General features: G+C 67.7%; 17 protein-coding genes and 1 tRNA gene. 11 read left to right on the forward strand and 7 right to left on the reverse strand.

Annotated features, from left to right (window positions below; genetic code table 11):
* Window positions 1-48 precede the first annotated feature (48 nt).
* Window positions 49-699 (reverse strand): cutinase family protein, encoded by a 651-nt coding sequence (locus FZ046_RS26735; protein ID WP_281288483.1) that lies wholly within the window; start codon window positions 697-699, stop codon window positions 49-51.
* A 623-nt stretch (window positions 700-1,322) separates the two neighbouring features.
* On the opposite strand from FZ046_RS26735, the gene FZ046_RS26740 reads away from it, so the two are divergent.
* The 6 genes from FZ046_RS26740 (at window position 1,323) to FZ046_RS26765 (ending at window position 8,107) form a co-directional block, all read left to right on the forward strand.
* Entirely contained in the window at window positions 1,323-1,823 is a 501-nt protein-coding gene (locus tag FZ046_RS26740) for a hypothetical protein (RefSeq protein ID WP_149484347.1), read from the forward strand.
* Between the two features lie 203 nt (window positions 1,824-2,026).
* Window positions 2,027-3,343: a DUF1800 domain-containing protein gene (locus FZ046_RS26745; protein WP_070351803.1), complete on the forward strand. Its 1,317-nt coding sequence runs from the start codon at window positions 2,027-2,029 to the stop codon at window positions 3,341-3,343.
* Window positions 3,344-3,353: 10 nt separating this feature from the next.
* Window positions 3,354-4,565, forward strand: a complete 1,212-nt coding sequence (locus tag FZ046_RS26750; RefSeq protein WP_083298020.1) for a DUF1501 domain-containing protein — start codon at window positions 3,354-3,356, stop codon at window positions 4,563-4,565.
* Window positions 4,566-4,675: 110 nt separating this feature from the next.
* The gene (locus tag FZ046_RS26755) at window positions 4,676-5,974 is read left to right on the forward strand and encodes a glycosyltransferase (RefSeq protein WP_070351804.1); all 1,299 of its coding nucleotides are present in this window, start codon (window positions 4,676-4,678) and stop codon (window positions 5,972-5,974) included.
* Entirely contained in the window at window positions 5,967-7,151 is a 1,185-nt protein-coding gene (locus FZ046_RS26760) for a glucosamine kinase (protein WP_070351805.1), read from the forward strand. Before FZ046_RS26755 ends, FZ046_RS26760 begins: the two co-directional genes overlap by 8 nt.
* A complete protein-coding gene (locus tag FZ046_RS26765; protein ID WP_070351806.1) occupies window positions 7,148-8,107 on the forward strand; it encodes an SIS domain-containing protein in 960 nt (319 codons plus the stop codon). Before FZ046_RS26760 ends, FZ046_RS26765 begins: the two co-directional genes overlap by 4 nt.
* Window positions 8,108-8,114: 7 nt before the next feature.
* Here FZ046_RS26765 and FZ046_RS26770 read toward each other — a convergent pair whose 3' ends face one another.
* Together FZ046_RS26770 and FZ046_RS26775 are read right to left on the reverse strand one after the other, a co-directional pair.
* Window positions 8,115-8,807: a GAF and ANTAR domain-containing protein gene (locus FZ046_RS26770; RefSeq protein ID WP_070351831.1), complete on the reverse strand. Its 693-nt coding sequence runs from the start codon at window positions 8,805-8,807 to the stop codon at window positions 8,115-8,117.
* A gap of 245 nt (window positions 8,808-9,052) precedes the next feature.
* The gene (locus tag FZ046_RS26775; RefSeq protein WP_070351807.1) at window positions 9,053-9,556 is read right to left on the reverse strand and encodes a nucleoside deaminase; all 504 of its coding nucleotides are present in this window, start codon (window positions 9,554-9,556) and stop codon (window positions 9,053-9,055) included.
* A 101-nt stretch (window positions 9,557-9,657) separates the two neighbouring features.
* On the opposite strand from FZ046_RS26775, the gene FZ046_RS26780 reads away from it, so the two are divergent.
* Window positions 9,658-10,029, forward strand: a complete 372-nt coding sequence (locus FZ046_RS26780) for a malate dehydrogenase (RefSeq protein ID WP_070351808.1) — start codon at window positions 9,658-9,660, stop codon at window positions 10,027-10,029.
* A gap of 23 nt (window positions 10,030-10,052) precedes the next feature.
* On the opposite strand, the gene FZ046_RS26785 is transcribed toward FZ046_RS26780, so the two are convergent.
* Window positions 10,053-10,126 (reverse strand) — tRNA-Leu (locus FZ046_RS26785).
* Window positions 10,127-10,146: 20 nt separating this feature from the next.
* Window positions 10,147-11,358, reverse strand: coding sequence for a tyrosine-type recombinase/integrase (locus tag FZ046_RS26790; protein ID WP_070351809.1), 1,212 nt, complete (start codon window positions 11,356-11,358; stop codon window positions 10,147-10,149).
* 187 nt (window positions 11,359-11,545) lie between these two features.
* Between FZ046_RS26790 and FZ046_RS26795 the strand changes: the two genes are divergently transcribed.
* The 3 genes from FZ046_RS26795 (at window position 11,546) to FZ046_RS26805 (ending at window position 13,987) form a co-directional block, all read left to right on the forward strand.
* Window positions 11,546-11,743 carry a helix-turn-helix transcriptional regulator gene (locus FZ046_RS26795; protein WP_083298021.1) on the forward strand — a complete coding sequence of 66 codons (198 nt, stop codon included), beginning with the start codon at window positions 11,546-11,548 and terminating at the stop codon, window positions 11,741-11,743.
* 134 nt (window positions 11,744-11,877) lie between these two features.
* Window positions 11,878-13,440 (forward strand): AICE element replication initiation protein, encoded by a 1,563-nt coding sequence (locus FZ046_RS26800; RefSeq protein ID WP_070351810.1) that lies wholly within the window; start codon window positions 11,878-11,880, stop codon window positions 13,438-13,440.
* A 76-nt stretch (window positions 13,441-13,516) separates the two neighbouring features.
* A complete protein-coding gene (locus FZ046_RS26805) occupies window positions 13,517-13,987 on the forward strand; it encodes a transposase (protein WP_070351811.1) in 471 nt (156 codons plus the stop codon).
* 3 nt (window positions 13,988-13,990) lie between these two features.
* On the opposite strand, the gene FZ046_RS26810 is transcribed toward FZ046_RS26805, so the two are convergent.
* Both FZ046_RS26810 and FZ046_RS26815 read right to left on the reverse strand, forming a co-directional pair.
* Window positions 13,991-14,854 carry a hypothetical protein gene (locus FZ046_RS26810; protein WP_083298022.1) on the reverse strand — a complete coding sequence of 288 codons (864 nt, stop codon included), beginning with the start codon at window positions 14,852-14,854 and terminating at the stop codon, window positions 13,991-13,993.
* Window positions 14,855-15,116: 262 nt separating this feature from the next.
* A complete protein-coding gene (locus FZ046_RS26815) occupies window positions 15,117-15,473 on the reverse strand; it encodes a helix-turn-helix transcriptional regulator (protein WP_070351812.1) in 357 nt (118 codons plus the stop codon).
* Between the two features lie 339 nt (window positions 15,474-15,812).
* Between FZ046_RS26815 and istA the strand changes: the two genes are divergently transcribed.
* The gene (istA, locus tag FZ046_RS26820) at window positions 15,813-17,435 is read left to right on the forward strand and encodes an IS21 family transposase (RefSeq protein ID WP_070351832.1); all 1,623 of its coding nucleotides are present in this window, start codon (window positions 15,813-15,815) and stop codon (window positions 17,433-17,435) included.

Genomic DNA, 17,435 nt, shown 5'->3' on the forward strand with positions numbered 1-17,435 from the left:
CGGCGCGTCCTTTCGAGTCGATGCCGAGCGCGCCGCGGCGCGCGGCCCTCAGAGCTTGCCGACGACGAACGTGGCGGCCTGCCACGTCTGACCCGAGGGGGCGTAGGCCATGTGGGCGAGCGGGTTGAAGCCGCCCTCCCAGCAGATCGGGTCGGTCGGGATGCACACGTCGAGGTACCGGTCGGCGTACCGTCCGCCGACGGACGGCGACAGACCCGCGTCCAACGACCTCGCGTACGCCGTCTTGGGACGGCCGAAGTCGACGACGGCGGCGACGTGGTCGGCGACCTTCGGCGGCATGTCGGTGGTGGCGATGTCCATGACCGCTGCGCCCTGCGAGTAGCCGCCCAGCACGATGCGGGTGCCGGGGCAGGTGGCGGCCATGGATTCGATGTGACCGCGTGCGTCGCCGACGCCGGCCGCGATGCTCGCGTTGAAGTCGTTGTTCGCCGGATAGTTCACGGCGTAGTCGCCGACCGACCGCGCGCCCGCCTGCTGCCGGATGGAGTCGACGAAGGACTGGCCGACGCCTCCGAGGCCCGGGGGTTCGTCGGTACCGCGGGCGAACACGACGTCGACGTCCGGACACTCGGCAGCCGCGGCGGGCGGCGCGAGCGCCACCACGGCGGGCACGGCGAACACCGCTGCGGAGGCGACCACCATGGGGCGCCAGGCCTGGCGCATCTTCGTCTGCTTCATAGCGTCTACATCGTATAGACGGCGCCGGATGTGACACGTCGCTGCGCGCGGCGGACGCATCGATGCCGGTCGGACCGAGCGCGCGCCGAGCATCAACCGCATCCGCGCCCTGGGCAGTTTGCTACTGGCAACGTCGAGCTAATTCACGCGAACGACAGATACGGACGCGACGCCATTCCCAGCGCAGGGCCGTGGCGAAAACTTGAGCAAATGAAATATCCGCACCGTGAACGAATACCTTTTCGCGAAGCGTCGGCGAGACCACGGATCTAGGCGGGCCGGACACGACGCGGCCTGATCATCGATCCAGCCTTCCACCGCAGCGTGCAGCACCCTGGGGTGCATCGATGCCAGGACGGCGTCACCGCAGGTCCCGCAGGGTCCGAACGCCGGCCGCGCTTACCGACCGCACCCCATCCGCCGGGCGGCCGGATCGTTGACGCGCGCGTCGATCATCCGCAAATGGATCGTTAGCTGCCAGCTAAAAACAAACCTTCGAAATTTTTTCGACGTTGGTGGTTTCGGTCACAGCCGCATCGGTAACTTCTGGGGGGTCCTGAAATTCGTTGCTGAAAGGGAGACAGCTCATGGACCAGATCCGTGATTCATTCGGACGTCGCATCGTGTCGGGGGTTGCACTGGCGGGAGGTGCGGCCGTCCTCGCGACCGGCATGGCACTCGCCGGGGCGAGCACCGCCTCCGCGGACGTCCAAACCAACGTCGTGCGCGACGGCAACAAGGTGGCGCCGCAGAGCACCGCCCGCGTCGCCGCTGCGGCCGACAACAATCCGATCAGCGCCATCGGCACCGTGCTGCAGAACGCTCAGATCCAGCTGGGCACCGCGGGCCAGAACGCGATCACTCAGACCGGCACGGCCGTCAGCAATGGCCAGGTCCAGGTGGGCACGGCGGGCACCAACGCCATCAGCCAGACCGGCACGGCCATCAGCAATGGCCAGACCCAGGTCGGCACGGCAGGCACCAACGCCATCAGCCAGACCGGCACGGCCATCAGCAATGGCCAGACCCAGGTCGGCACCGCGGGCACCAACGCCATCAGCCAGCTCGGCCAGGCCGGCAACGGCGTGCTCGGCGCCATCGGCGGCCTGTTCAACAGGGGATAAGCCTCGGCAACGGAGGGATGGCGGCTGCGCGACGCGTTCGCGCAGCCGCCTTCCCTCGTCCAGGGGAGGACGCGTCGCCGGGCAGGTGAACCGCTGGAGAGCCGTGGCATATTGACGGCCGGTGACGCTGCGCCACGGACAGGCCTTACGCTGGTCTCCGGGCGCGGTTGTGATGCGCATTACACAGGTGGGGGTCTGGTTCCGTGAGTGGTCAATCGCCGCGGTGGCAATCCGCCGCGCGACTCCTCCGCCGCACCGGCTTCGGCGCCACCGGACCCCAGATCGACGCCATCGCGACGCAGGACCGGTCGGCCTACCTCGATCGAATTCTCAGCGTGGATCCCGACCGTGATCCCGGCGCGCTGGCCACGCCACGACCCTCGCCGCCCGCACCGCCGCTGCCCGGCAAGGACGCCCAGGCCCGCGAGGTCGAGGCCTTCATGACCATTCTGGGCACACAGATGCACGATCTCACCGGGTGGTGGGTCCGCCGGATGGCGGCCGTGGAGGAGCCGGTGCACGAGAAGCTGACGCTGTTGTGGCACAACCACTTCGCGACCTCGGCGCAGAAGGTCCCCGTCGCCGAGTGGATGAGCCGGCAGAACCAGACGTTGCGCACGCTCAAGCTCGGCGACTTCCGCACCCTCGCCGTCGCGATGCTGTCCGACGCGGCGATGCTGTACTGGCTCGACGGCGTCGGCAACACCGCCGCGAAGGCCAACGAGAACCTGTCCCGCGAGTTCATGGAGCTGTTCACGCTCGGCCACGACAATGGATACTCCGAGATGGACGTCCGCGAGGGCGCGCGGTCGCTGACCGGGTGGTACATCGCGCCGGGCGGGCAAACCGCGGTGGCGTGGGACCTGCACGACCGCGCCACCAAGACCGTCCTCGGCCGCACCGGCAACTTCGACCACGCGGAGTTCTGCGACGTCGTCCTCGGGCAGCCACAGTCGGCCGAGTTCGTGGCGGGGCGGCTCTGGCGCCAGCTGGCATCCGACGAGCCCGCGTCACGGCCGACGCTCGACCGGCTGCTGGCGGCCTACGGCCCGGGCCGTGACCTGCGCGCACTGACCAAGGCGGTGCTCGTCGACCCGGAGTTCGACGCGGCGGCGGGCAGCATGGTGTGCGCGCCGGTGGAGTGGATGGTCGGCGTCATCCGAACCCTGCAGGTGCCTCTGGCAGACCAGCAGCTGCTCGACGCGATCTTGGTGGCCCTCACGGTGATGCGTCAGCGGCCCTTCTATCCCCCGGACGTGAACGGCTGGCCGCACGGGCATGCGTGGCTGTCGACCATCAGCACCGCCGCACGCGTGTGGGCGGCGGAGAAGTTCTCCCGCCTCGGCAACCTCGCTGTGGTCGAGGACGCCGCGCCCACCGATCGCGTCGACGCGGTGGGCTACCTCATCGGCGTGGGCGCCTGGACCGACCGCACTGCGGCGGTGCTCGCCGACCTCGCCGACGATCCGCCACGCCTGGTGGCCGCCGCCGTCAACAGTCCCGAATACTTGACGGTGTAGGGGTTTCGCCGTGGTCGAGATGAATCGTCGCAAGTTCCTGATCGCCGGTGCCGGCGTGGGCGCCGCCGGGCTGCTGTCCGGGATCACCGCCGTCACGCTGCCCGATCTGCTCGATGCGGGCCGCCACCAGCCGCTGCCCGAGCACAGCGGCATCCTCGTCATCGTCACGCTGTACGGCGGCAACGACGGCATCAACACCGTCGTTCCGTACACCGACAACGCCTATCACGACGCTCGGCCCGATCTTGCCTACGCGCCGGAGGAGGTGCTGCCGCTGGACCGGCAGCTCGCGCTGAATCCGGCGCTGACGGGCATGGCCGAGATGTGGAAGCGCAACAAGCTGGCCATCGTGCGCGGCGTCGGCTACCCGAAGCCCGACCGCAGCCACTTCCGGTCGATGGACATCTGGCAGACCGCATCGCCGACGGCGCCCGTGCCGACCGGCTGGGTCGGCCGCTGGCTGGATGCCGGCGGCGACGATCCGCTGCGCGCCATCAACGTCGGCGCGGTGCTTCCCCTCATGGCCGTGGGCGAACGCCGCGTCGCCTCCGCGCTGTCGGAGACCATCCCCCGCATCCCGACCGACATCGCCGCCACGCTCAGCGCACTGGGCGACGACGACCCGCGCGACACCCCCGCGATGCGGGCGGTGCGGAGCACCTACCGCGCCACCCGGACGACCGAGCCGGAGTTCGGCCGGGTGATCAAGGGCATCGATCCCACCGCGGGCAGCCGGGACGCCGACGTCGACTCGCTGGCCGCCCAACTCGACGTCGTCGCCCGATGCGTCAAGGCTGCGGTGCCCACCCGGGTGTACATGGTGTCGCTCAACGGTTTCGACACCCATGCCGACGAGCGCGGCACCCAGGAGGAACTGCTCCGTACGTTCGACGACGCGGTCACGCCGTTCCTCGCGCAGATGCGCACCAACATGTACGGACGCAACCTCGTCGTGATGGCGTACTCGGAGTTCGGCAGGCGCGTCGCCGCCAACGCCTCGCAGGGCACCGACCATGGCGCCGCCGGCCCGGTCTTCGTCATGGGCGCGCCGGTCAAGGGCGGCTTCTACGGTGACGAGCCGAGCCTCACCGATCTGAACGACGGTGACCTCAAGACGACCACGGACTTCCGCGACGTCTACCACGAACTACTGACCAAGACGCTGCAGACGGATCCGGAGCCCGCCATCGGCCCGGGCCGCCGCGACATCGGCTTCCTGTAGGCCGCTCCCTCGTCACGCCGCGAGGTGCCCTCGTCGGCAGTAGGCTCGACCGGACCCGCCGACCAGGAGGACCACGCTTCGATGACGACCCCGCGACACCGCTGACGATCATGTTCTGGCCGGAGTCGGCGTACGGTCCGACGAATCAGTGCATCGGCTTGGCGGCGATCCTGCGCGAGCGCGGGCACACCATCGTCTTCGCCGCCGAGAGTTCGTGGGCGGGCAAGCTCGCGCCGTTCGGCTTCATCGAGGAACTCGTCGACCTCGCCGAACCCGCGCCCGACGGGGCCGGCGACGACGCCGGAGCGTTCTGGACCGACTTCATCGCCGAAACCGCGCCGGAGTTTCGCAAGCCCACCGTGGAGCAGCTGGAGTCCTTCATCGAGCCGACGTATCGGGCGCTCGTCGACGGGGCGAAGTACTGCGAGCCGCGGCTGCGCGAAATCGTCGCCACGCACCGCCCCGACGTCCTGGTCGAGGACAACGTCGTCCTCTTCCCCGCACTTGCCACGTCCGGGGCGCCGTTCGTGCGGATCGTGTCGTGCAGTCCGCTGGAGGTTCCCGGACCCGGTGTGCCGCCGCCCTTCTCGGGATTACCGAGCGCCGACCCGGCAGCGTGGCCGGCGTACCGCGCCGAGTTCGAACGCACCCACCGCGCGCTCTGGGAGGACTTCGACGCGTGGGTACGGGAGCAGGGCGGCCCCGCGCTCCCCGACCTGGAGTTCATGCCGCGCGGCGGCGCCGCGAACCCGGCCGCCAACCTCTACGTGTACCCGGCAGAGGCCGACTACCTCGACGCGCGGCCGCTCGACGAGAGCTGGACCCGCATGGACTCCAGCGTCCGCGAGACCGACGACGAGTATCCCTTGCCCGCGCGGGTCGCCGACCGGCCGGACGGCAGTGCACTGATCTACCTGTCCCTGGGGTCCCTCGGCGGCGCGGACGTCGAACTCATGCAGCGACTCATCGACGTGCTGGGCACGACGCGACATCGCTTCATCGTCAGCAAGGGTCCGCAGGCGGAGCGGATCACGCTGACCGACAACATGGTCGGCGCGCAGATGCTGCCGCAGACGTCGGTGATCCCACAGGTCGACCTCGTCATCTCCCACGGCGGCAACAACACCGTCACCGAGACGCTGCACTTCGGCAAGCCACTGGTGGTGCTGCCGCTGTTCTGGGACCAGTACGAGAATGCCCAGCGCATCGACGAACTCGGCCTCGGCATCCGGTTGGACACCTATCGGTTCGCCGACGAGGACCTGACCGGTGCGGTCGACCGGCTGCTCGCCGATACCGCCCTGCGCGACCGCCTCGCCGCGATCGGTGCAGCCATCCGCGCCCGCGACGGCCTGCGGATCGGCGCGGACGTCATCGAGCGGGTGGGCCGCGAGTACCGGGGTGGCTGAGCCGGTCGACGCGCTCGACCTCGGCGACGGCGCTCGCCTGGCGATCGTGCCGACCGCCGAAGGGCTCTCGGCCGTACCGATGGTGCGCGACGGTGGGTGGCGGCGCGCGCATCCCGGTGACGGGGGCGCCGAGGCGCTGCTCGGCGTGCTGGCCGACGTCGACGAGTCGAAGACGTTCGGCGCATTCACTATTCGTGGATGGTCGTCGCGTACCGCGCGCGGCGAACGGGCGGTGGGTGTCGACCAGACCAACGAGTCCGTCATCGTCGGGAACGCCGCCGTGGTCAAGTGGGCGACGCACCTGCAGCCCGGGCCGCACCCCGCACCGCACCGTCTCGCGGTGCTGCGCGCCGCGGGCTTCACCGGCATGCCGCAGCCGTGGGGCCTGATCACCTGGGCGCCGGACGGCGCGGCGGAGACGCTGGCCGCCAGCGTCGACGAATACCTGCCCGGGGCCGTCGACGGTTGGACCTGGGCCGTCGACCTCGTCACCCGGGCCGCGTCGGGTCCCGACGTCACGCCCTTGACGGCCGCCGCCGGTGACGTCGGCGTCCTCGTCGCCGAGATGCACGACGCGCTGGCATCGACGACCACCGTCGCCTCGGCGGCAGACGCCGCGCGGTGGCGCGACGAGGCCCTCGCAGTCCTCGACGCTGCGTGCGCCGTCCACGACGGGGCAGCCGCCCATCGCGGCGAGATCGCTGGTTTACTCGCGGTTTTCGGCACGCTGGCTGGTACGGCAGTGCTCGACGGCCACGGCGACCTCCACGTCGGACAGGTGCTGCGCAGCGGCGGACGCTTCGTCGTCACGGACTTCGACGGCAACCCGGTGCTGCCCGCCGGTGAGCGGGCGCTGCCGATCCCCGCGGCGCTCGACGTAGCCGGCATGGCACAGTCGCTGACGCACGGCGCCATCGTGGCGCGCCGGTACACCGACCTCGACGCCGCCCGCGTAGCCGAGGTCGATGCGGCAGCGCGAACGGCGTTCCTGACGGCCTACCAGAGCCGGCTTCGCGGCCTCGGCCGCGACCCTCAGTTGAAACCGGTGACGCTGCGGGCCTTTCGCCTGCAGCAGGTGCTGCGCGAGATCGTCTACGCCGCGCGGCACCTGCCCCGCTGGATGTACGTGCCCGACGCCGCACTGCCCGCCCTGCTCGAGGAAGGACGCACCCCGTGAAAGCCGATGGGTTCCTTGCAGACCTCCGGCGCAAGCCCGAGGTGCTGCGCACGCTCGCCGAGCGACTGGCCGACGAGAACCCGTGGGCGGCGGTCGTGCCGCCCGACGTCGACCGGGTGGTGCTCCTCGGCATGGGGTCCTCGGCGTACGCCGCCGGGGTGGCCGCGGCGCGGATGCGCGGACGCGGCATCATCGCGGTGTCGGAACTCGCATCGTCGCAGTTGCTGCCCGACTGGGGACCGCGGACGCTGGTGGTGGCGACCTCGGCGAGCGGCGGTTCGGTCGAGACGCTCGACGCGCTCGACCGCTTGGGCAGCGGAGTCCGGACGGTGGCATTGACCAACACCCCCGGCTCGGCGATCACCTCCCGGTGTGGCGCGGTGGTGATGCTGGACGCCGAGCCCGAGATCGGCGGCGTCGCGTGCCGCAGCTATCAGCACACCGTGGCACTGTTGCTGGCGCTGGAGGCTTACCTGACGGGTGCGTATTCGGATGCCGTCGCGGCGTCGGTCGCCGCGGCGGCCGATGCGTCGGAGCATCTGCTGGGCACCGAGGAGGCGTGGCGGCCGGAGGTGTCCGAGCTGCTGCTGGGTCCGACGGGAACCCACCTGGCGGCGCCGGCGCATCGCTTCTGTTCGGCGCAGCAGGGCGCGTTGATGCTGCGCGAGGGACCGCGGCTGGCCGCGGTGGGCTGCGAGACCGGCGACTGGAGTCACGTCGACGTCTACCTCACCAAGACCACCGACTACCGGCTGCTGGTCTTCGCCGGGTCGCCTTGGGAACCGCAGCTCGCGGAATGGACGTCGGCGCGGGGCAGCACCGTCGTCGCCGTGGGCGGCGACGTGCCGGGCGCCGGATGCGTGGTGCGCTACCCCGGCGACGAGGACGACGACGTACGCCTGCTGACCGAGGTGCTGGTGCCGGAACTGGTCGCCGCCCGGGCGTGGGCGGACTGAGCGCCGGCTACTGCGGCGGGTGATCGAGGGCGATGAGCCGCTCGGCGACGTCGACCAGTTTGGTGTTCGACTGCTGGGAGAGCTTGCGCAGCAGTTCGAACGCGGCAGCGGCATCGATGCTGAACCGTTCCATCAGCACGCCCTTGGCCTGGCCGATCACGTCGCGGCTCGCCAACGCGCTGCGGAATTGGTGCTCGCGGCGCATCAGGTTCCAGGCGACCGTGGTGTGCGCGGCGAAGATCAGGCCGACCTCGACGGATTCCTCGTCGAAGACACCCTCGGACTCGGCGTAGAAGTTCAGCGCCGCCAGCGCGCTGCCCTCTTGGAAGAGGCGGAAGGAGATGACAGACCGTACCGGCGTGCGCTCGATGGCTGCGTCGCGGTAGCGCGGCCAGCGGGTCTCGCTCGCGAGGTCGTCGATGCGGATGGTGTGCTGGTCCCACGCCGCCGACAGGCAGGGGCCCTCGTTCGCATCACGCTGGATGTCGTCGAGCACCGTCGCGTAGTCGTGCGTCGCGGCGAGTGTGTTGATGCCCGCTTCCTCGACCATGGTGATCCCGCCGTACCGGGCGCCGGGGACCGAGGCGACACTGGAGGCGTTGATCTCGCGCAGCGCCGTCTCGAGGTCCACGTCACCGCGTTGCTGCAGTTCGTTTACCTGCTGCAGCATCGAGTACATGTGTTCGCGCTCGACGGACATGGCGTGGTCCGGCCAGTCCGCGTCGCGCGGCCCCTCGCTGGATTCGCTGGACTGTGCGATCAATGGTCTCGCGTCTCCCCTCTGTGCAGCCCTCTCCGCCGGCGGACAGCCTGCTACAGCGGGAGGGGCTGCTTCCTCGGCTCACCACTATTCCACCGGAGCGGCGAGTGCGGCAACGAGTCGCGTTTGGACTCGTTGTCTTCGCGATGCGGCTTGTCGCTGACGCCTTATCGTCGAGGGCCGCTTCAGTCGGTCTCCGGCACGTCGGCGACGTGACGGTCGCCGCCGTTGCGCTCCTGCCACTCGGCGTAGACGCGCAGCGCGTCCTCGCGGCGTTCGTGGCGCATCGGCATGCGACGGTCCTCCGCGGACTTGGAGAATTCGTCGTAGAAGGTGCTCAACTCGAAGTACTTGCGGTCGTCGACGTAATGCGGCTCGTACTCCTCGCGGGTGGTGAGGAAGACGACCTCGTCCGGCGAGCAGTAGTAGAGGGCGCCGAGGCACATCGGGCACGGGTGGGCCAGGACGTAGATCGTGGCGCCGACGAGGTGCTCGGTGCCGAGGCGGGTGCAGGCCTTGCGGATGGCGAGGATCTCGGCGTGGGCCGTCGGATCGTGCGTCTGGGCAACCTGGTTCGCGCTCTCGGCAAGCACGTCGCCGTTGCGGACGATCACCGTGGCGAACGGCCGACCGCCGTCGGCGACGTTCCGGCGGGCGAGATCGATGGTGCGCTGAGCGAAGTCGGTCACGGTCGCGATGCTAGTGGCGCTTCGGCGTGCGGACTCGGACGCGTGCGGGCGCCGTCGGCGGGTACACGCCGGGTCCTTGGAATCAACGGGAGGACGAATCGATGACCCATGCCACGGCAGCGCGTACCGACGGACTGGCCCGCGGACTCGGGTTCGCCAGCCTCGGTCTGGGCGCCTCGGAGTTGCTCGCCCCGGACGCGGTGGCGTCGCTCGCGGGCGTGCGACCGACCGGGAGGACCCGCACCGTCATCCGTGCGCTGGGCGCCCGCGAGTGCGCCCACGGTGCCGCGGTGCTCGCCGGGTCGCCGACGCTGGTCTGGACCCGGGTGCTGGGCGACGTCCTCGACGTGGCGCTGCTGCTGAAGGGCCTCGCCGGCCGTGGCGCCGACAAGCGTCGCGGTGCCATCGCACTGGCCGGGCTGTCGGTGATCGGTGCGGCAGACGTGTATGCGGCGAAGGGGCAGTTGAGTTAGCGCGGGACGACTCGTTTCCGTCGTGCCCCCAGTCGGACTCGAACCGACACTTGGCGGATTTTAAGTCCGCTGCCTCTGCCAATTGGGCTATGGGGGCTTTGCAGCTCAGAGGACACTTTAGGCCGTTTCAGCCTTTCCGTGGCGTCCTGAATACCGCAGTGATACCGCAGTGCTGTCGATGGCCTTGCCCAGCGCATCGGCCACACCGCTCAAATCGTCGTTGAGCAGATGGCCGTAACGATCGAGCGTCATGGCCGCCGTTGCATGCCCCAGGAGTCTCTGCACGACCTTGACGTTAGCGCCTGCACTGATCGCCAGTGACGCGGTGGTGTGTCTCAGGCCGTGCGGTACCAGCCCTTCGATGCCAACGTCTGCACACGCGTTGTCGAATGCCCAGCGGTATTCGCCGAGTGGAAGAAACCCGCCCTTGCGACTGGGAAACACCAGCGCGTTCGGGTCGGCGGGTAGCTCTGCCTTGAGTTTGTTCCAGACGGGTTCGGGCACTGGCACGTGACGATCCCGCTTCGTCTTGGTCGTCGACTCCACGATGCCCTTGCCAGTGACCGCGGTTGCGGACGAGCGCACGGTCAGCACCCGGTCCCCCACATGCCGGCGCCTCAACGCAACGGCTTCGCCGAACCTCAGCCCGCAATAACCGAGGACCAGCGTCAGCGTCTCGAACCGATCGGCGGCCTTGGCCAGCATCAACAACTCGGCATGGCTCAGGTAGCGCCGCTCACGCTCGGCTTGCTCGGGAAGATCCTCGTCCCGCTTGATCTCCAACGCGACGTTCTTCGTCACCTTGCCAGTCCGTTGGGCGTACTTGAGAACAGCGCCTACCAGCTGATGGGCTTGGGTGATTCGACTTGCCGACAGGCCGGCACCGCGTTGCCCACCATCCACCGACAGCGACCCCAGCCACGACGAATAGGACTCGTAGTCAATCCTTTTCAGCTGAACCCCTTCCCACTTCGGCAGCACCACGGTGTCGAGCAACGAGCGATAGCCGGCGACGGTTTTCGGCTTACGGTGCTGTTTGGTGGCGAACCACTGCTCGGCGACCGACCCGAACGTCTCCGCGCTCTTCCGCGGATCGACATACTCACCGCGCTGAAGATCGGCGGTCAGTCCGTTGAGGTATGCCTGCGCATCCGGCTTGCGCTGGAAACTCTTGGTGCGTTCAGCCCCTGTGCCGTCGACCCATCTGACACGCCATCGCGAGACCTTGCCGTAGACCGCGGACCGCTCCGTGCGCATCGTCCCGTTCGGGTCCTTGACACGCTTGTGCCAGCGGTCGTCGATTCCTGCCCGTTCGTTCCGGGTGATCACAGATCAACCGTACCGCAGCGATCCGTCGTTCTGATCCGCTTCGCACCCCGCAGCCAGGTGCCCCCTTCGTTCGGATCCGCGCGATATGGACGACTTTTCTACGAATGTGGCTGCGGTGGTGGACAGGTCGCTGTGTTCCCGGTCACTGTTGGCTCAGCTAAGTCAATCGTGATTCAGGAGGAATCTCATGGAACTACTGGGAGCTAAGGAAGTCTCGGATCTAACCGGCGTGCCAGTTGGGACACTGCGATACTGGCGCCATTCGGATATCGGTCCGGCGAGCTTCACACTGGGCCGCCGGGTCGTGTATCGACGCGATGAGGTTCTGCGATGGATCTCCGAGCGGGAGAGCGCAACCCGACGCGGAGGCGGCGACGCCGCGTGATGCTCACTCGTGAGAAAGACCTCGGGGTCTAGCCCGAGGTATTTCGTTCGAACCACCCGATCGCTCAACCGGAAGTCCCCCATGAGAATAGCCCGTCATGCCCGCCCACAGAAGCACCGCACGCGGGAAAACCCATGAGCGCCAACAATGAGAGCGACAAGAAGTCAGTCGCCGCGCGCCTGGTAGCCATGGCTCAAGAGCGGTACCTCCTCGGCGTCTCCGAAGACGGAGAGCCTTTCGGCGCTGACCGTGCCCGCCCTCATATGGCGATTCTGCTTCGTGCGGGAAAGGCGGGGCTGCGCGCCGAACTCGCCTCCCGCTACTTCGCCGAGACCGGGACGGTCGCCGGCGGCCAGGCCCTCACCGACGCCACCCTGGTCCTTGAAGGTCTGGCCGCCAACCAGCCGCCCGAGAGGCTGCATCTCCGCGTTGCCGAACTCCACGGGACCAGCTACATCGACACCGGACGAACCGACGGGAAGGTCATTCGCATCCGAGCAGGCACCTGGTCGGTGATTGACACCGCCCCCGTACGATTCCTGCGCACCAAGCTCACCGCGGCAATGCCCCTACCGCCCCCGGACGGGGATCTGTACCGGTTGTGGGATTTCATCAACGTCGCCCTCGCAGACCGTCCTGTGCTGCTCGCGGCACTCACCGCGGCACTGGTCCAGGGCGATGTGCCGCACCCAGTGCTGGCGCTGTTCGCCGAGCAGGGCAGCGCTAAGACCACGACAACACGCATGTTGGTCGACCTCATCGACCCCTCCCCCGTTCCGCTGCGCCAGGCGCCACGCGACGCCGACTCGTGGGTCACCGCCGCCTCCGGCTCCTGGGTTGTCGCCCTGGACAATCTGTCGGCAATCCCACCCTGGTTGTCGGACTCGCTGTGCCGCGCCGCCACCGGCGACGGCAACGTCAAACGTGCGCTCTACACCGATGCCGACCTCGCCGTGGTCAAGTTCCGCCGCTGCATCATCATCAATGGCATCGACGTCGGCGCGGTGCGTCCCGACCTCGCTGAACGCATGGCGATGATCGATTTACGACGCATTGACCGCCACGCGCGAAAGGCGGAGGCCACGATGAGGCAACAGTGGCACCAGGCACTACCGGGCATCCTGAGTGGGCTTCTCGATTTGGCTGCTCGCGTGCATCACCGTCTGGAGACCATCCAACTCGACGATGCGCCACGGATGGCGGACTTCGGTCGCGTGCTGGCGTGCGTCGACGAGATTCTTTTATCGGATGGCCTGCGTCGCTACATGTCGCGTGCGGATCAGCTGTCCGAGGACAGCCTCTCCGCCGACCCGTTCATCGAACACCTACGCCACCACACCCGCGAACCGTTGTGCGGGAAGTCCGGTGTCGACCTGCTCGCGTTGACCATGCCGACTGGTGGTGACTGGCGACGACCCAAGGAATGGCCCAGGAACGGCCGCGACGTCACGAGCCTGCTCAGAAGGCACGCACCGGCGCTGCGGAAACTCGGATGGGTCATCGAGGACGACGGGGCACGCAACCACCGCAACGTCTTGCTGTGGACCATCTACCCGCCGCCCAAAGATGTAGCTGCTCACCAAGCCTCGCAAACCTCGCGGCCCTCGCTCCTACGGCCTGGCCCTCCCGCCGTGCCCGGCCCCCAGCAGCCAGCGACCTCGCTCACCGACGAGCACCGCAACAACCTCTCCGCATAAGGGACACCTGCTGTCGAAGATTCGACTTGTCGGTGCCTGCAGGCAGTATCAGGACAGCCTGGAGGGAGCAGCTGTCATGAGCCTGCACGACGACCTGGAGAACTTTGCCACTGCCGCAGTCAGCGATTGGCCCAAGATCAGCCTGTCCGGCCAGCTTGATGTCGCGATCCGCGACCTCTATCGAGCACATCTGCCCTTCCCGCAATTCTGGACCCCGGAAGAACGCGAAGAGTACGTCGAAGAATGGGCCAGTTTCGATTCTCAACGGTTGGTCACGCAGTTCGACGACGCCAGCGACGTCGTGATCGACCGGTTCTGCCGACAGAACGGATATATGCCTCACCAGGAGGACGCGGCAGAGATGATCAACAAAGCACGCAAGGCAGCCGTCTACGACTTGGAGTGCTGCATCGCGTACCTTGCCGAAGACCTCGCCCAGAAGGCGATCCACACCGCCGGCCGTACCGTCTCGAGCATGACCGGGTGTAGTCCCGCCGCACGCCGTTCGCGAAGAACGCGAGGACGCGGGCGTCGCCGAATCAGGTGATCATCACCAACCACGGTGCGGATGAACAGCATTGGACAGCTCACGCGCCGCCGTCAGTGTGGCACGGTCAAGCTTCTTGAGTCGAGCCTGCTCCGCCACGCGAGCAAGCAACTCCCGGAGAGCCTCACCGTCGTCCAGGACTTTGTTCGCGGCGTCCATCGGTGCGACGGCCTGGCTCGGCTCGGCTGTTTCTGCCTCGCGCTGCTGCGAATCCGCGGCTTTCGGAACTTCGATCACGCGAATCGGCGCCCCATATCGCTGTGCGGCGTTGCGTGCTGCCGATGCGTCCCGACGACAGGTATCGGAGCAGTACAGCCGGCGACGGCCGCGTCGAGGAGCAGCGTCTTCATCGAGCATGGCTACATCACAGCGGATGCACCGCGTCGGGTCGTAACCACCTGCGCCGCCGCTTGGTGATCCCGCCGGCGCATCCTTTGAGCGCGGATCGAGGCCTATCGGGTCGGAGTCGGGTCGTCCACTCGTCTCCGACGAAGCTGGCGGACCCTGCCTACCCGCATCACCGGATCGTGCCCGCCGCAGCACGGCCTGAAGCTCACGACCATCCGGGCCGGCGAGTTCAGCGATCTGCGCCAACGTTTGACCGCGACCGCGCATCTGCTCGATGACGGTCTGCAGTCCACGGAAGTGACTTGACCGCCTCTTCACCGCATCGGCGCGGATGTTCTCGGCGGCGTGATCGAAACGCTTGCGCTCCCAGGTGTCGACGGCGCCAAGTCGGTGAAGAATCGCCCGGATCTCCTCGGCGCCGGCCGCATTGGCTCGATCGCGGCGGGCCCGCTCCTCGTTCTTCTTGCGCTGTAGTTCACGGGCTCGATACCGGGCCCGCAGCTTCTCGTTCGCGCTCATGTCTGCAAACCTACGAAGCAGACCGGCAATCGGTCCACCACAGCGCGCACATTGGGCCCAAAAGTTTGTTTCGCTCAGCGCGCGGGCGTGAATGCCGTCATCACACCCCACTCAACTGCGCGATGTCCGGTGGACCCTGGACGCGATTGCCGAGCGGCGATTGGCGTGCTGATCATCGGCCGCAGCGCCACTCATCACCGCTCACGCTAGTGAACAGAACTCCGATTCACAGCCACCGCTGCGCAGGCCGAGAAGTGCGTGATTAGTCGGCATCCAGTCCTCCGCGCAGGGCCTCGCTGAAAGCGTCCTGCTTGTCACGGCGGCGTGCACGTTGGTCTGGCGTCAGGCGGCTTTCGGTGGCATCGAGTACGTCGTCGTCATCGTCGTAGAGAGCCAGCCTTATCCGCATCTCGAGGTCGACTGCGGCGAGGATCTTCGCCAATTCCGGCAGGGACGGCTGGAGAGCACCAGACTCGAATTCAGCGATCACCGTCTCGGCGACGTGAGCGGCCTCAGACAGTTCGCGCTGCGACATCTCGGCTTCGGCTCTCGCCAGCCTGAGCAGGTTCCCCGCCATTCCCTCGACATGGAGAGCCTTGGTTGTTCCAATCGTGGCCACACCCTAAGTCTGCCGCGAACCTCTGCTCAGCGCTCCCGCATGCCCGAGAATCAAGCCTACCTGCAGCCGTACAGCGCTACGTCCTGCCCAGCTTGTGTGCGACGGCACCACCCGTCCTGGCTACCCACGCTCGAAACCACACACCTCTTGCACTCCGGGACGGAAGGTCGCGAATCAACCTGTCGTCTGCCAGGAGGATGGGACCAGTGTGAGCTGATTTTGCCAGGGTGATGGGACCACCTGGATTGCCAGTTATGGGACCACCGGCGCGTCGCGTCGGTGGTCCCTTCATCTGTTCGTTTGATCGCCGTGACGGTCGAAGTCACGGAGGCGGCGGGCATGGCTTTTCGGGAGGTCAGTGTGAACGAGATCAGGGAAGTGCTGCGGGTGTGGCTGGGGGTCGCCGGGCTACCGGCACCGGGCTACCGCACGATCGCCGCGCATTGCGGCGTGGACCGCAAAACTGTGCGCCGCTACGTCGAGGCTGCGCAAGCGGCTGGTCTGCACCGCAGCGACGGCGTTGAGGCCGTCGATGACAGGTTGATCGGGGCTGTCGCCGACGCGGTGCGCCCGGTACGCCCGGATGGCCACGGCGCAGCGTGGGAACAGCTGCTGGGGTTCGAGGACCAGATCACCGCGTGGGTGGCCGGCGAGGGTGAGCAGCGTCCGTTGACGATCACCAAGATCGAGACCCTGCTGGCCCGTCAGGGGTGCGTGGTGCCGTATCGCACGTTGAACCGATTCGCCGGTGAGCGTTGCGGTTTCGGCCGCAAGGACACCACGGTGCGGGTCGCCGACGGGGATCCCGGGGTGGAATGCCAGATCGATTTCGGCTACCTCGGGATGCTCACCGACGCCGATGGTGGGCGGCGCCGCAAGGTGCACGCGCTGATCTTCACCGCCGTCTACTCCCGGCACATGTTCGTGTGGCTGACCTACTCGCAGACCCTGGTGGCGGTGATCGCCGGATGTCAGGCGGCGTGGGAGTTCTTCGGAGGGGTGTTCGCGGTGCTGATCCCGGACAACCTCAAGCCGGTGATCGCCGCCGCTGATGCGGTCAATCCCCGATTCACCCAGGGGTGGCTCGACTACGCCGGTCATGTCGGGTTCCTCACCGACCCGGCTCGGGTGCGCTCCCCAAAGGACAAACCGCGAGTGGAGCGTGCGGTGCAGTACGTGCGCCGAAACTTCTGGGACGGTGAAACATTCGCCAGTATTGAGCAGGCGCAGCAGGCTGTCACCGTGTGGTGTCTTCGTACTGCCGGGACCCGCATCCACGGCACCACCTGCGCACGGCCGGTGGAGGTGTTCACCACCGAGGAGCAACCGCTGCTGCTGGCGGTGCCGGGGGCCTACGACGTGCCGGTGTTCAAAGCGGTCAAGGTGCACCGCGACTTCCACGCCGAGGTCGCTAAAGCCCTCTACTCGCTTCCTGAGCAGTGGATCGGGCACACCCTCGACGTGCGTGCTGACGGTGAGCTGGTGAAGTTCTATCACCGCGGTGTGCTGGTCAAAGTCCATCCTCGTCAGCCTGCGGGAGGCCGCAGTACCGACCGCGCTGATCTACCCGAACACAAAGTCGGTTACGCGCTGCGGGACTTAACGACGCTGATCGCCACCTGCGCCGCCTATGGCCCGAACGTCGGGATCTACGCCGAACGCATCCTCGACGATCCGCTGCCGTGGACGCGGATGCGCACCGTCTACCGACTCCAGGGCCTGGTGCGCCGTTACGGCGCGCAGCGTGTCGAGCAGGCATGTTCGGTGGCACTGGATCTCGACGTCGTCTCGGTCAACAAGATCGCCTCGATGCTCGAGCGCGCCACCGAGAACACGATCCCGGCACTGCCGCTGGCCGTCGGCCAAACCGCTACCCGGTTCTCGCGCGATCCATCCGAATTCGGCACCACCTCAACATCATTGACCGTCATCGCCAATGCCGACTCCGAGGGGACCTGCTGA

Source organism: Mycolicibacterium grossiae (genome assembly GCF_008329645.1).
Classification (GTDB): domain Bacteria; phylum Actinomycetota; class Actinomycetes; order Mycobacteriales; family Mycobacteriaceae; genus Mycobacterium; species Mycobacterium grossiae.